General features: G+C 40.0%; 15 protein-coding genes and 1 tRNA gene. 1 reads left to right on the top strand and 15 read right to left on the bottom strand.

What is annotated here, in order from left to right; all coding sequences use genetic code 11:
* Positions 1 to 194: 194 nt before the first annotated feature.
* The 8 genes from rsmB to ACEW8F_RS03295 are packed head-to-tail and all read right to left on the bottom strand — an operon-like array spanning position 195 to position 7,963.
* Positions 195 to 1,517 carry a 16S rRNA (cytosine(967)-C(5))-methyltransferase RsmB gene (rsmB, locus tag ACEW8F_RS03260; protein WP_373482041.1) on the bottom strand — a complete coding sequence of 441 codons (1,323 nt, stop codon included), beginning with the start codon at positions 1,515 to 1,517 and terminating at the stop codon, positions 195 to 197.
* Positions 1,517 to 2,218: a zinc metallopeptidase gene (locus ACEW8F_RS03265; RefSeq protein WP_373482042.1), complete on the bottom strand. Its 702-nt coding sequence runs from the start codon at positions 2,216 to 2,218 to the stop codon at positions 1,517 to 1,519. The genes rsmB and ACEW8F_RS03265 overlap by 1 nt, the downstream gene beginning before the upstream one ends.
* A 58-nt stretch (positions 2,219 to 2,276) precedes the next feature.
* Positions 2,277 to 3,218, bottom strand: a complete 942-nt coding sequence (fmt, locus tag ACEW8F_RS03270) for a methionyl-tRNA formyltransferase (RefSeq protein WP_373482043.1) — start codon at positions 3,216 to 3,218, stop codon at positions 2,277 to 2,279.
* The gene (def, locus tag ACEW8F_RS03275; protein ID WP_373482044.1) at positions 3,215 to 3,655 is read right to left on the bottom strand and encodes a peptide deformylase; all 441 of its coding nucleotides are present in this window, start codon (positions 3,653 to 3,655) and stop codon (positions 3,215 to 3,217) included. The genes fmt and def overlap by 4 nt, the downstream gene beginning before the upstream one ends.
* Before the next feature lie 39 nt (positions 3,656 to 3,694).
* A complete protein-coding gene (priA, locus tag ACEW8F_RS03280) occupies positions 3,695 to 6,088 on the bottom strand; it encodes a primosomal protein N' (RefSeq protein WP_373482045.1) in 2,394 nt (797 codons plus the stop codon).
* Between the two features lie 11 nt (positions 6,089 to 6,099).
* Positions 6,100 to 6,393: a DNA-directed RNA polymerase subunit omega gene (gene rpoZ, locus ACEW8F_RS03285; RefSeq protein ID WP_373482046.1), complete on the bottom strand. Its 294-nt coding sequence runs from the start codon at positions 6,391 to 6,393 to the stop codon at positions 6,100 to 6,102.
* Positions 6,394 to 6,395: 2 nt separating this feature from the next.
* Entirely contained in the window at positions 6,396 to 7,067 is a 672-nt protein-coding gene (gmk, locus tag ACEW8F_RS03290) for a guanylate kinase (RefSeq protein ID WP_373482047.1), read from the bottom strand.
* Positions 7,068 to 7,084: 17 nt separating this feature from the next.
* The gene (locus tag ACEW8F_RS03295; protein ID WP_373482048.1) at positions 7,085 to 7,963 is read right to left on the bottom strand and encodes a YicC/YloC family endoribonuclease; all 879 of its coding nucleotides are present in this window, start codon (positions 7,961 to 7,963) and stop codon (positions 7,085 to 7,087) included.
* Between the two features lie 347 nt (positions 7,964 to 8,310).
* Here ACEW8F_RS03295 and ACEW8F_RS03300 point away from each other — a divergent pair, with 347 nt between their 5' ends.
* On the top strand, positions 8,311 to 10,080 hold the full coding sequence (locus tag ACEW8F_RS03300) for an NFACT family protein (protein ID WP_373482049.1): 1,770 nt from the start codon (positions 8,311 to 8,313) through the stop codon (positions 10,078 to 10,080).
* A gap of 1 nt (position 10,081) precedes the next feature.
* Here the strand turns inward: ACEW8F_RS03300 and ACEW8F_RS03305 are convergent, their stop codons facing one another.
* From ACEW8F_RS03305 to ACEW8F_RS03335, 7 genes are all read right to left on the bottom strand, one after another.
* Positions 10,082 to 10,999, bottom strand: coding sequence for an RluA family pseudouridine synthase (locus tag ACEW8F_RS03305; RefSeq protein WP_373482050.1), 918 nt, complete (start codon positions 10,997 to 10,999; stop codon positions 10,082 to 10,084).
* Between the two features lie 21 nt (positions 11,000 to 11,020).
* Positions 11,021 to 11,758, bottom strand: a complete 738-nt coding sequence (locus tag ACEW8F_RS03310; RefSeq protein WP_373482051.1) for a YlmH/Sll1252 family protein — start codon at positions 11,756 to 11,758, stop codon at positions 11,021 to 11,023.
* Positions 11,759 to 11,797: 39 nt separating this feature from the next.
* A complete protein-coding gene (locus tag ACEW8F_RS03315; RefSeq protein ID WP_373482052.1) occupies positions 11,798 to 12,067 on the bottom strand; it encodes a YggT family protein in 270 nt (89 codons plus the stop codon).
* Between the two features lie 7 nt (positions 12,068 to 12,074).
* Complete coding sequence (locus ACEW8F_RS03320) at positions 12,075 to 12,563, bottom strand: cell division protein SepF (protein ID WP_373482053.1); 489 nt, start codon at positions 12,561 to 12,563, stop codon at positions 12,075 to 12,077.
* Between the two features lie 14 nt (positions 12,564 to 12,577).
* Complete coding sequence (locus tag ACEW8F_RS03325) at positions 12,578 to 13,225, bottom strand: YggS family pyridoxal phosphate-dependent enzyme (RefSeq protein ID WP_373482054.1); 648 nt, start codon at positions 13,223 to 13,225, stop codon at positions 12,578 to 12,580.
* Between the two features lie 13 nt (positions 13,226 to 13,238).
* Positions 13,239 to 14,360 (bottom strand): hypothetical protein, encoded by a 1,122-nt coding sequence (locus ACEW8F_RS03330; RefSeq protein WP_373482055.1) that lies wholly within the window; start codon positions 14,358 to 14,360, stop codon positions 13,239 to 13,241.
* Between the two features lie 136 nt (positions 14,361 to 14,496).
* Positions 14,497 to 14,573, bottom strand: a tRNA-Pro gene (locus ACEW8F_RS03335).

Here is a 14,573-nt window from a genome sequence, read left to right on the forward strand (position 1 = left end):
TATTTTCCTTCATGTTTTACTCCTATACTATCAGAGAAGCATTACACTCAACGGGATGCTTTACATAGATTGCTCTATTATATCAAAATAATTGATCGAATTCAATTTTTTCAAAATTCTTTTTTCTCTGTTTAAAGTGGTATCTTTTCTTCGGTCATTATTCATACAGCCAGCCAATTGCTGAGCCAACTTTGTTACTTTTTTAATAAGCACATAAAAAAACTGTCACAGCCATCCATTAGAGGGCTGGTAAAAGTATAGTCATTACCGTTGTCATCAGGAATGAGCTGCAGTTGGGGATATTTAACCAGCAATTTACTGATTTGGTTTTCATTTTCATCTTTATTAATGGTGCAGGTTGAATAAAGTAGCTCACCTCCAGGTTTTAAATACCGGACGGCGTTTTCAAGCAGGTTCGCCTGAATTTTTACCAGTCCCTTGCGGCCTTCTTTGGTACTGTGATATTTTATTTCCGGTTTTCGTCTGACAACCCCAAGCCCGGTACAGGGGACATCCAGTAGAATTTTATCGAAAGATGCTTCATCAGCCAGTGAAAAATCGCTGCCATCCTGATCTTCCAGACAGATATTTGTACAACCCAGCCGCTGCATGCTTTGTTCAATAAGTTTCAGCCGGCTGGCATAAACATCGCGAGCAATAATCTGCCCGTCATTATCCATCATCTGACTAAGATAAGTTGTTTTCCCGCCAGGCGCCGCACACATGTCCAAAACCCGGTTCCCCGGTTGTGGATTTAACCGCTCGACCGTCAGCATCGCAGCCTGATCCTGGATCAGAAAATGGCCATCTCGAAACAAATGGGAATTTTCAATATTGTTTTCAAAAATCCCCAGGTTTGTCAGATGGATGGCATTAGGCGACAGGTTTCCGGGAATTGCCTCGACCCCGGCATCCTGCAAATCTTGAATCAACTGATTTTTTGAGGTTTTTAGGGTATTACATCGCACCGTGAATGGCGGTTTTTCATTCAGCAGCGGAATAATCGCCTCGGCCTTCTCGACCCCATAGATTTCATAATATTTGTGGATAATCCACAACGGCACCGAATAACGGATTGATAAAGCTTCCTTCTCATTATCCCAATTTTCAAACTTGAATTCTTTTCCATCACTTTCAATTTTCCGCATAATGTTTCGCAACACGCCATTGATAAAGCCTTTCGCCTGGGGTTGAATTTCAGCGGCTAAATTAACCGCTTCATTAACAATCGCATAGTTGGGAATCTTATCTAAAAAATAGAGTTGATAAATAGCAATCCTTAATATTTCACTGACCTCTTTATGCAATTTATTCACGGGTCGGCTACTTTGTTGTTTAATTAAATAATCCAGATAGATCTGATTCTGAAGACAGCCATAAACAATATTTAAATAAAGCCGACGGTCTTCATCTTTTATCGGAAAGCGCTGCAAGGTTCTCTTGATTTCCAAATTGGAGTAGGCGCCATCATAGTCAATTTTCAGCAGGGTTTCCAGTGCCAGTTTTCGAATATTCATCAATCTCTTGAACCTCTTAATACGATTAGTCTGATCAGTGTTAACAAAGACATCAACGCTGCCGCGACATAGGTCAGGGCTGCGGCTCTTAAAACTTTTTTTACCCCAACTTCTTCGCCCGGCTGCAGCAGATTGTTGTCAACCAGTGCCGTAATGGCACGCTTGCTGGCATTGAATTCGACCGGTAAGGTAATCACCGTGAAGAAGAGACTAAATGAAAACAGAATAATTCCCAGATTCATAAACATCGTACCCCAGCCAGATGTTTGCCCGAAGAAAAGTCCGATAAAGAAAATCGGCCAGGCTAAATTTGAGGCAAAACCGGTAACAGGCACAATAAAACCTCTAAACCGCAGTGGCCAGTAGCCTTCTTTGTCCTGAATGGCATGGCCGGTTTCATGAGCGGCAATGCCAACAGCTGCCACGCTGGCCTGCTGGCCAACCCCTGACGACAAGCGCATGATTTTATTCCGGGGATCATAATGATCAGTCAGATTACCCGCCACATTTTCGATACCGATAGCATTCAACCCATTGGCATTTAATAATCGCCGTGCTGCATCGGCTCCGGTCATTCCATTTTTAGTCGGCACTTTGCTGTATGCTTTGTAGGCACTGCTCACCTGGTGCTGAGCATAGGCGGCGAAAATGATTCCCGGAACAAGTATCAACAGTGTCCAATAATATTCTAAAAAAAACATCGCATATCCTCCTGTAATTTTTTTTATCTTAACATAATTTCCTAAAGAACTGCTTAGGCTAGTTTAAAGTAGTTCCAATCTCCAATTTTTTTCCGCGCAAAAAAACAGTGGTATCCATCCGCTTTTTACCTGGCGCTTGAACTGATCCGATTTTTACAGCCCCGTCTTGGGTTTTTATCACAAGGCCATCCCGATCATTGGCGGTAATAATGGTTCCCGGGGATTCCTGGCCTTCCCAATCAATGATCTCTGGCAAAAAACATTTGATTTTTTCGTCCCGATATATTATATAGGCCCCTGGCGACGGATCCGTCCCATTAATCAGAAACTGTATCTCCCGGCTGGTTTTTCCCCAATTGATATGGCCAGTGTCTTTAAGAATCTTCTGAGCATAGGTAGCCAATGCATCATTTTGTGAAACCGCTTTTAACGATCCTTCCAATAGCTTTTCCAGTGTTTCAATTAATATACTTCCGCCTAAAACAGATAAATCCCGGTAAAGACTACGGAAGGTTGTAGTCCCGATAATTGGATATTCTGCCTTTGACAACATATCTCCGGTATCCATCCCTTCACCCATCTGCATAATGGTGACCCCCGTTTTTGCTTTTCCATCGATGATAGCCCGTTGGATCGGTGCTGCGCCCCGATATTGTGGTAATAATGAACCATGGATATTTAATGCACCAAAGGGCGGGATTGCTAAAATTTCTTTGGACAAAATCTGTCCATACGCCGCAACGATAAAAATATCTGCTTCAAAGCTCTTCAGTTGTTCAATAAATTGAGGTTCATTAATTTTTTCCGGTTGTAAAACTGTCATACCCAACTCTAATGCTTTCGCTTTTAGCGGTAACAGCTCAACCTTATTCCCTCTTTTATTGGGTCGATCCGGCTGGCAGATCGCTGCTATGACCTCATACCCGCCTGATACAAGATTTTCCAGGGCCGGAACACCGAAATCGGTTGTACCCATAAATATCACTTTGATTTTCTTCATTTTTCGACACGATCAATAAATAAGATCCCATCCAGGTGGTCAAGTTCGTGACAAACAGCTCGCGCTAGCAAATCCGAACAGAAAAGTTGAAAAACAGTGCCATCCTGATCGGTTGCCTCAACTACCAATGATTCCGGTCGTGTTACTAAACCCGACTGTTCCGGAAGGCTTAGACAGGCTTCTTCATCGACTTGTTCACCTTCGGAAGAAATAATAGTAGGATTGATAAAGATCATTGGACCATCGCCGACATCGATGACACACAGGCGTTTTAAGATCCCAACCTGAGGGGCTGCCAAACCAACCCCCTCCGCTTTATTCATTGTTTCAATCATATCATCTGTCAAAGTTTTAATTCTCTCATCTATTTCTTCGATAACCCGAGATTTCTTTCTCAGAATTGGGTCATCATCGATTCTTATTTGTCGAATGGCCATTTTTTCCTCCTGATTCGTTTGAAATTGAATTCTTTTTTCTTATACATTTATTTGAATGGAAACCTTTGATTTCAACTCTTCTATTATACCAAACTTGATGATTTTTAGCATTATATTTTGAAAAACACAAGGCTTTGATGTCTTGAACACAATTTGATAAGTCATGTTGCCGCCTCGGGTCACTCCAACTCGCACCGGTTTGTAAACAGCATGCCCTTTACCCCATTCTTTTAATTCTTCTTTTATGGCAACATAGAGCCGAAACGCATCGTTTTCCGCTTCCTTTTCTTTTTTTTGAAAAACAACAAGACTAATCATATTAATAATCGGTGGATATTTCATCAATTTTCGATAGCGGATTTCGCCCCGATAGAACTCCTGGAAACTTTCATTTTTAATGGAATAGATTGTTTCATTTTCTGGTTCGTGGGTTTGAATTAAGCCTTTTGTTGCCCCATCCATCGTTTTTTCAAAAAAACGGCTGTATGTCTGATAGACTGTTTCTGCGGCCTGGTAGTTACCCTGATTAAGATCCCGATCAATAAGAACGGCAGCAGCAACACCAACATTGGTTAAATTAAAGTGCTTAATGATAACCTGCGTTCCGATTAAAATATCTATTTCTCCGTCGGCTATGGCTCTGTTCATTTTTTTTATTTCAGCTCGTTTCATATTTCCCTGAACCACTCCGATTCGGATGTCTGAAAAAGCCTTTCTGAGATACTCTTCTAATTGATCGATACCAAAACCCATGTGTCTGATTTTGTCACTACCACACTGCGGACATCGCAATGGAACCACTTTTTTATAACCGCAATAATGACATTGCAGGGAATTATCCTGATTGAAATACTTTAAAGAGACACCGCAATGGGGGCATTTTTCAATATGACCGCAGTTGCGGCATAAAACACTGTTGGCATAGCCCTTATTATTAATGAACAGAATGCTCATGCGTTTCTGTTCAAAGCCAGTCTGCATATATTTTAGCAAACTCCGACTTAAAATGCCCATATTTCCCTGTTGCATTTCCTTTTGCATATCGACAATTTCAATACCATGTCTGAGCTTGTGTTCATCTCCAATTTGGATCATCGCCAGCTCGTTTTTTTCGATTTGGTACCAGGTGGCAACCCGGGGTGTGTCGTCAGCGATGATATAAGCAGCCCCCATTATTTCACTTGCTTTCTTGGCAATATCGACAATATGGAATCGGGGTGTCGAGATACTTACGTGTGACGGATCATGGTCATCATCAATGATAATAAGACCCAGTTTTTTAAACGGCAAGAACAAGGCTGATCGCACCCCAATCACCACTTTTAAAGCTCCATTTTGAACCCGCCGATACAATTCTACTCGTTGTTTGGGGGTCAGGCGACCGTGAAAAACACCAACCTGATCACCAAAATATTTATAAAACATTTCCATTCGCGCAAATGTCATATTGACTTCCGGAAAGATAATAACAACTGATTTATCAGACTTCAGCTGGTCCTCGATGGCTTTGAAAAACAACCGATATTTACTGGCTCCATCAAAAACATGAAAAAAAACACCCGGTTTCATTTTCGTCAATTCCTGATACCGGTTGTAATTATGCTGTTCCTGAGCTGTCAATACAACGGTCTGATTTTTTTTTACTACAATTGACGGCTTGGTTCCCCGTTCTGATGACAAAGTTCTGCTTTTTTTTACGTAGTCTTTTTTTATCAGTGGATTTAAGCTTTTTTCAAACTGTGCCGATACCATTTTCAGATCGCCATCCGTCATATCTTTCCGCCGCAGGTAGTTCAGAAGTTCGCGCTGTTTTTTGCCAATTTTTTTATCCGTGTCAATGGCTTCCCGTCCCGTAGCAGTAAGATAATAGCTTGTTTCGGCCAACGCATCCTCCCCGTTAGGGTCACTGAGCATTTTCCAGCTTTTTTTAGTATCGACAATTTTTTTCTCAATCAGGCCTGTTAAAATAACGCGATCTTCCGGTTTTATTCTTTTTAATAAAAGAGCATTCCTATCTTCAGCAAAATAATGCTCAAGAAACCAATGTTCTTTCAAATTCAGATCAAAGCAACCCGGATTTCGATAATAATAGGTCTCCTGTTTGATTTGAACCGACATGGTAAAATAAGACAGGGCTTCATAAAATAAAGAACAATAGGCGGTCTTCATCCAAAGACACAATTCTATTTGTTCTTTATTTAAAATTGGCTGACGATCAATATTTTCAGTAATTTCCTTGATTCTGCCCGAATAATCAGTTGTTTCTTTAATTCGTGCGACAAAACCTTCAACCCGCCGATTTCCGAACCCAAACAGAACAACAACACGCATCCCCGCTTCAATTACCGCTTCCAGCTGCTGTGGAATTCGATAGTCATAGGCATGGTCGATACGTTTGTTCGTCTGGTTTAAAAAAACTTCGGCAATTTTCACGGTCTGGAATCCTATTCCGTAATCGCTAATGTTTCTTCAGTTTCGTCACTGCTAAACATAACCTGATCTGCTTCTTTAACAGCTTCGAGATGTTGATCTGGCTCTGGTTCATGAACCTTATGAACGCAGTGGATCATTTCTTCAGAAATCTCATTAGTTGCAATGGTAACTGGATTATCAATTTTTATTTTAACCAGTGGTTCATCACCGTCCACAATTTCTCTTGCCCGCTTTGCCGTTGCAAGTACCAGTGAATACTTATTGTCCGCCAATTTAATTAAATCATTTAATGCAGGATATCGCATTGTTACCTCCCAAGTATATCTTCAATTTTATTTTTCAGTCGTTCGGTTCGGCATTTTTCTGCCGTAATGATACTTTGCACCCGTTGTGCCGCATCGTCGAGATCGTCATTGATGACAATGTAACTGTAATCATCGGCATTTTTCATTTCTTCATAGGCACAATTTAAACGTATTTCCATTTGTTCTTTGCTTTCAGTTCCCCGTTCTTCAATTCGCCGCCGTAGTTCCTGCATCGATGGCGGAACGATAAAAATATAAATACCTTCTTTGTAATTGGTTCGAACCTTTGCTGCACCCTGGATATCAATTTCCAGAATTACATCAAATCCGGATTCCAATAAGTCTTCTACGTAGTCTTTAGGTGTTCCATAATAGTTTTCATAGACTGTTGCATATTCCAGATATTGTCCTTGTTTGATTCGATCTTCAAAACTTTCTTTAGAAATATAAAAATATTCCCGCCCATGCTTCTCACTATTTCTGGGCTGACGTGTTGTTTCCGAAATTGACAGCCGCAAATCTGGATTTTTTCGGCAGATAATCTTACATACACTTCCCTTGCCGGCACAGGATGGTCCTGATATAACAATGAGAATACCTTTTTCACGTTCAAAAAAAGCTTCAGTTAATTGTTCTTCTTCTAATTCCTTATTTACTACTGGACAATCACTCATAGACTTATTTAACACCCCTACTCAATATTTTGTATTTGCTCTCTTATTTTTTCAATCTCGCTCTTAACATCAACGACAATATTCGCAATGGCTAAATCACTGGCTTTTGAACCGATAGTATTGATTTCTCGATTCACTTCCTGAATCAGAAAATCCAGTTTTCGGCCAACCGGTTCCGTTTCCTCAACCATGCCTTGCAAACGATCCAAATGGCTTTGAAGCCTGGTTAATTCTTCATCGATGTTCAGCTTATCGGTCATCAGAGCGACCTCAGTTAATAAACGTTTTTCGTCTATTTCAACCGATTCTACATAGGAAGATATTTTTTCCCGCAGTTCATCTCTGTACCGCTCCAACATATCGGGGCTCTTTTCTTTGATTTTTTTTACATGTTCCCGAACAGTACAGCAGCGGTTGACCACATCTTTTTTTAACGCACTGCCTTCGCGCACGCGGCTGGCATCGACTTCTGCAAGAGTTTTTACCAAAACCGGTTGAATTTTCAACCATATGCTTTCATAATCATCAATGTCTTCTTCGATCATAATGACATCTGGAAATTTTGAAATCAGAGATAAACTCAGATCATCCCCAATCATTGAATCAAGTCGCCGGATTTCATTCAATACTGAAATATAATTTTTGGCCAAATCCCGATTAAAGACAATGCGTCGATTTTTTGTGCCTAATTCCGAATATTTAATGAATATTTCAATCCGTCCTCTCGCAATACTTTGCGAGACCGTATTCCTGATTTTCTCTTCGATTGGATTAAGCGTTTTAGGAATTTTAACAAAAAAGTCTCTGAACCGATGGTTAATTGTTTTAATTTCAATTGAACAATCGATCTCCTCATCACGATAATCTTTCCGCCCAAAGCCTGTCATACTTTTCATGATGTTTCTCCATTTCCATTTTAATCCACCCGGTTAATTTCAGTTTAAACTATAAGTGAAAGCATTGCCAGGTCACTGTTTTTATAAATTGCATCTTTGTTCAAACCGCAAGATCATTAAATACTATGTGCAAAAGCCCTTTCTTTACATAGTTACTTAATCAATATACTATATCTAATTACAATAGAAAAGTCAACGATTCCCTATTTATTAAAAACTAAATAGAATTTGGTTTTACTTTCCTTAATTGTTTCTTATGTCTTGCTTTTAAAAATCCTTTTATATCGGCTAAGAACGTGATAAAATCATCCCATCTCTATCCATCTATTCGAAAGGAGCATTACTATATGGCTTATGATGGCGTAACCTTATATCACTTAATCGAAGAATTTAAAACCCTCTTAATTGGAGGTCGCATACGCAAAATCTATCAACCGGAAATCGATGAAATCCGGCTTCTAGTTAACCTGGGAAATCAAAAACATCATGTTTTACTTTCCGCCAACGCGAGTAATCCGCGCGCCTATATGACCGAAAAGATTAAAGAAAATCCCAGTGCACCACCCAGTTTTTGCATGGTATTGAGGAAATACATTCTCAATGGCACAATTGTTGACATTGCTCAACATGAAACCGATCGAATCATGGAAATTTCCATTTCATCTAAAAATGATTTCAATGAAACGGTAATCCGCAAACTGCTGGTTGAAATAATGGGCCGAAACAGCAATATTATCCTGGTTGATGAATCCATGAAAATCCTCGATTCGATGAAAAAGGTAGGTTCAACTTCCAGTCGCTACCGCCAAATTCTTCCGGGTCGGGATTATATTTATCCCCCGGAAAATAATCGACATGGATTTTTTGATCTTGATGCCGAACATTTTAATGAGCTTCTAGCCAATCATGACGAAGCCACGGTGGAAAAATTCTTTATTCAGGCTTTTCTGGGCATCAGCCCCAACATCAGTAAGGAGATTGCTTTCAGAAGCGGCATTGACCCCAATGGCAGCATAACTGGTCTCACCAAAAAACAAAAGCAATTTTTGTGCGAAGGGTTTATTCAGGTTATTACAGAAATCGAACAAAAATCCGAACCCGTCATTATCTACCTTGGTCGAAAGATGGTGGATTTTTCAACTGTTGATCTCCACTATTTACGGGCTGATCATCGATATGAACCTTACCCGTCTATTTCAGAAATGCTTGAGGCATACTATTTCAAACGCGATAAAGCCCTACGTTTCAAAACCCGGGCGGCCTATCTCCGTCAGCAGCTGGATATTCTGGTTAAAAAAAATATCAAAAAGCTGACCAACCTCCAACATGATGTGGACTCATCTCACAAAAGCGAGAAGTTTAAGCTTTACGGCGATTTGATCACCGCCAATATCTATGCCATTGAAAAAGGTCAGGAAATTGCGACACTGGTTAACTATTACGATCTCAACTGTCTAACTATTGATATTCCACTGAAAGTCAATCGAACCCCGGCTCAGAACGCCCAACACTATTATAAAAAATATAACAAAAGCAAAATAGCGCTGAAACATCTGGCTGGCTATATTTTAGAAACCGAAGAAAAAGTTTACTATCTGGAGAGCCTGGTCAACAGCTTGGAGCAATCCACTGAGTTGGCCGAACTGGATGAAATCCGTCACGAATTTCTCCATTCCGAATTTAATAAAAAAGCGCTTTCCAAAGAAGACAAGAAAAAACAGACGCCTTCACAGCCTCTGCATTTTATTTCTTCTGAAGGGTTCCATATTTTTGTTGGTAAAAACAATTATCAGAATGACTTCATATCTACTAAAATGGGCAAGATCGAAGACTGCTGGCTTCATGTCAAAGATGCCCCGGGTTCCCATGTACTGATTATGGCAGGCGGACGCTTCATTACTGAGAAGACCCTATTGGAAGCCGGAAATCTGGCCGCCTGGTACAGCAAATCAAGAGGCTCCAGCAATGTTCCGGTTGATTATCTTGAGTTTAAATACCTAAAAAAGCCCAGCAAAGCAAAACCGGGCATGGTTATCTTTACCAATCAAAACACCATGTACGTAACCCCAACTCAGGAGCGGGTCGAAGCAATGGAAATAGTTACTGATGCTATTTAGCTTATTTCAGGTTTTTTAATATTGATTTAAACGCAGGTGGAACCGGGGCTCTAAAAACTAATCGTTCACCAGTTCGGGGATGGGTAAAACCCAGGGTATGAGCATGGAGACATTGGCCCACAGTTTCAAAGGGGTTGTTCTTGTCTCCTTTGCCATACAGTGGATCGCCTGCCAGTGGATGACCGATTTTTTCCATGTGCACCCGGATTTGGTGGGTCCGACCGGTTTCCAGCTGAAATCGGAGAAGCGTATACTGGGCATACCGCTTAACCACTTCAAAATGGGTAATCGCCGATTTTGAGTTTTTTTCTACCACTGCCATTTTTATCCTGAGCTGTTCATGTCTGCCAATGGGCATATCCACCGTTCCGCGGTTGGGTTTGACATTTCCTTTGACCAGACCATAATAGCGTCTGAGGATACTATGCTCCTTGAGTTGTTCAGATAAGCTTCGGTGGGCGATGTCATTTTTGGCAATCATCAGTAATCCCGAGGTATCCTTATCAATCCGGTGAATGATCCCCGGCCGCATCACCCCATTAATATTTGACAGATTTTTTGTATGACACAGCAATCCATTAACGAGGGTACCACTGCTGTTCCCCGGGGCCGGGTGGACCACCATTCCCTGGGGCTTATTAACGACAATCACATCCTCATCTTCATAAATGATGGCAAGAGGAATGTCTTCAGCTGCCATATGGCATGCCACCGGTTCTGGAATCATCAAGGTGATATTTTCTCCAGCTTTAACATGATAACTGGCTTTCTTTTTTTGACCGTTAACCAAAACATCCCCGGTTGTGATCAGTCGCTTTATATACTCTCTTGAATAGTCCCCCGGCAAAGCGCAGCAAAAATGATCCAGTCGCTGATCGGTTTCTTCTGGCACCGTATATTCATAATGCTGTTTATCCATAAAGAATTCTCCCTTTTTCAGTCATATATATCGATCCACTTCCAAACGGATATTTCCTTTTTTTGTCCGCTCATCCATACTGATTATTTTCGCCTTTCCTTTTCCTCGCAGCGAAATAATATCGCCGGATTTCAACCGAAAATCATTTTTATTGATCTCTGTATAATTCACCCTTGCCTTACCCTGTTTGATTAGAACAAGGCTATTTTGTCTGGAAAACCCCCATATTTTATTGATGATTCCGTCAATCCGGTTCGAAGCCACAACCACAGAGATTCGTTTAAAATTCTTTTTAAAACTCTGGATCTGCTGACTGTCTTTGATCGTGGTTCTTATCTCTCGACCTTTCACCTGATTAAAATTGCTCCATAAAAAGTCCTGAAGTCGCTGATGTGCGATGATCTGCACCTTATCTTCACCGACGTCGATATCACCAATACTCTCCCGGGTTATTCCCAGATGCATGAGCTCGCCCAGAACATTCCGATGATCCAGTGGAATTGTGATATCAAATTCAATGGCAAAAATTGGCCATTCCAGATCCTCGGTTAAAATATAATCCGGATAAACACAGAGCATTTTTCGTTCTGCATCCGGGTGCCCTCCAAAAAATAGATAAGGGACACCACTATTCGTAATGGTGTCCTTTATTTTTTGTTGAAACACTTCATCATAAAAATCAAAGAATCGGGGTTCGAAATTTTTATTGCACGCATCGGCAATGCGTGATAATAAAAAAATATCTTTTTTATCTGTCATAAGACATCCCTTCAACATTTAATGTCTGAATTAATTTTTTTAAAAAATAAACATTACGACCATTTTATAAAGCGGGAACAGCACAATTTGCATTAACAGGATGGCTGCAAAAGCTGATAAGTCCAATGGTCCAATGACTGCAAATCGTCGCAGTGGCGACAAAATGGGTTCAGTTAATCCATAGATCGTCTTAACAAAAACATTATTTGGATTAGGGCTTACCCAACTGAAAATAATGTTGACAAAGATTAATAGCGTGACCAGTTCGAATAATAAACTACCCGCTTGGATGAGAATTCCCTGGATCATAAACGACCTATTCCATATCCTCATCCCACTCTAAAATCGGGGCATTGAAATCTAAATCATCATGTTGAGGATTAGTTAGAACAGCGACCGCTTTGGGGGCTAAAATAAATACGTTATCAGCTATTTTGTTAATTGATCCATCCAATGCAAATAGAGCTCCACTTAAAAAATCAAAAATCTTTCGCCCATTTTCATAATCGGTATTTTTTAAATTTAGCACGACTGTTTTATTATTTCGAATTTTATTGCATATACTTGGAGCATCTTTGAAAACTTCAGGTTCCAACACTAAAACTTCTGGACCGTCGTCAAGGGATAATTCATTTCGTCTTGATGGTGTCGTTTTTTTTGCTTTTGGTGCACTGAAAGCACTTTTGCTATCTTCGACATCATCATCGTACACATCTTCTTCGTAAATTTCGTCGTAACCATCCTCATTGTCCACTTCCATGCCAAAAACCTTAATAATTTTATCCTTAAATTTCTCTGCTGCCATTGTATATCTCCTAACTAACTAAATATTTTGCGCCCAACTCTTATCATATTGGAGCCTTCTTCTATTGCAATGGTATAATCATCAGTCATCCCCATGGACAGATAATTCATTTGAATAATCCCATCCATAGATTCCTCTTTTATTCTATCATAAATTTTTTTTAATTCCACAAAAATCTCGCGAATTTTGTCATTATTTTGGGTTAATGGACCCATTGCCATCAGTCCTTTGACTCTGACAAACTGATATCCGGGCAATGCTTCTAAAATAGCATTCAGATTTTCTGCAAGAATTCCTGATTTACTATCTTCCCGGGCTAAATTTAATTGGAGCAATACATCGGTAACGACCCCCTGCTTCTTGCTTTCCCGTTCAAGCACATCAATCAATTCAATTGAGTCTACTGAATGAATCAGAAAAGTCTTCCCAATAATATATTTCACCTTGTTTTTCTGCAAATGTCCGATAAAATGCCAACGGGGATGCTCGCCCAGAACTTCGTGCTTTTTCAGAAAATCCTGAACCTTGCTTTCGCCAAGATCATAGACTCCAGCATCCAGCACCGCCCTGGTATCTTCTAAACTTTGATATTTCGAAACTGCGACAAGCGTCACCTGATCTGGTATTTCTGATATGATTCGATTAATATTCTCTGAAATCATTTTTTTCACATCCTTAAGGGTAAATACTGATGCGCATCCCGCTGCTTAAGTTTGGATTGTCCACTGTCTTTAAGACCGCATTACCATTATTGTATTTTTCGACAACAACCGGCAACGAATCGCTGAAATAACCCTTTGTTACGGTATCAATCATTGTTTCTTCATCGATTTTATAAACAGCACTTTTTGGTATCTCATAGGCACTGTAGTCCTGGATATAAATGTCCGACTTACCGATTACCACTTCAGAAAAATCATTGACATAATCTTTAAGCATCAATACGATGATTTTCTGATTGCCTTCATCTACGACATCCACAAAATAACCGGAGTAAACTTTTTCTTCATACTTAAATCGCAGATTTGGAAAATAGTAAAGCTGATCAACCCGTTTAATTAAAAACTCATAGTAGTCCTGATTTATTCCACTGTCAGCGGTACCCATTAATTCAGTTTTAAGGGTAACAACCTCATCTTCTCCCATTATAGTCATATCACTGGGTATGGAAAAGGCCACATAAATATGGTCATTATTGACAACCTTCAAAAGTCCCTCAGATTCCTGGTCAACCTTGCTGGCTGTTTTTAAAAAAGTTGTATTGATGTATGGAAGCATACTTTCACTCAACGCTTTTTCAACCGGTTGTATCGATGTGTAAACATATCCACTTGACAGCAGCCCCAATTCATTAAGCGCAATATTTCTGGACTCTCCACCAAGCAGTCCTACCAGGGTCTGCCGTTTTAGTTGAAGGGCCGCTAAATCAAGACCCATATATTGGACCGATTCAATTAAAAAATTTTTGCGTTCCCGTTCAGTTTCGCCGATTTGGTTAGTAATACTTGAAATGCCCTGATAGTTGCTGACAATATCACCCACAATGCGACTCCAGTTGTTGTAATACTCTTCTTTGATAATCTTGTCAATTACTGCGATTTGCTCGTTTAAATAGTCTGTATTGACAACCTTCGGTGTATTTGTCAAAGGTTTGTATCCATTTGCTTTTTCGCCTTCCAGTAGTGATAGATCACCAGCCTGAAAATCATCGATGACCCGATAATCAATATCTTTGAAAAAGTACATCTCAGTTTTATACGATTCGGTATATTCTTTTCTTTCGAGCAGCATGCTCATATTACCTCGATAACTCGAAATAAAAATTATTGCTACAATAAAAAAAAAACGATGCCAACAACAATTTTTCTTAAAGAATTGACTCGTCTATTATTTTTTCTTTTAATTTGTCCCATATTTTCACCTTAATAAAAAATGGTCTGAGTGAGAGGATTTGAACCTCCGGCCTCTTGACCCCCAGTCAAGCGCGCTACCAAGCTGCGCTACACCCAG

It is taken from the genome of Acetobacterium sp. (assembly GCF_041752335.1).
GTDB lineage: Bacteria > Bacillota > Clostridia > Eubacteriales > Eubacteriaceae > Acetobacterium.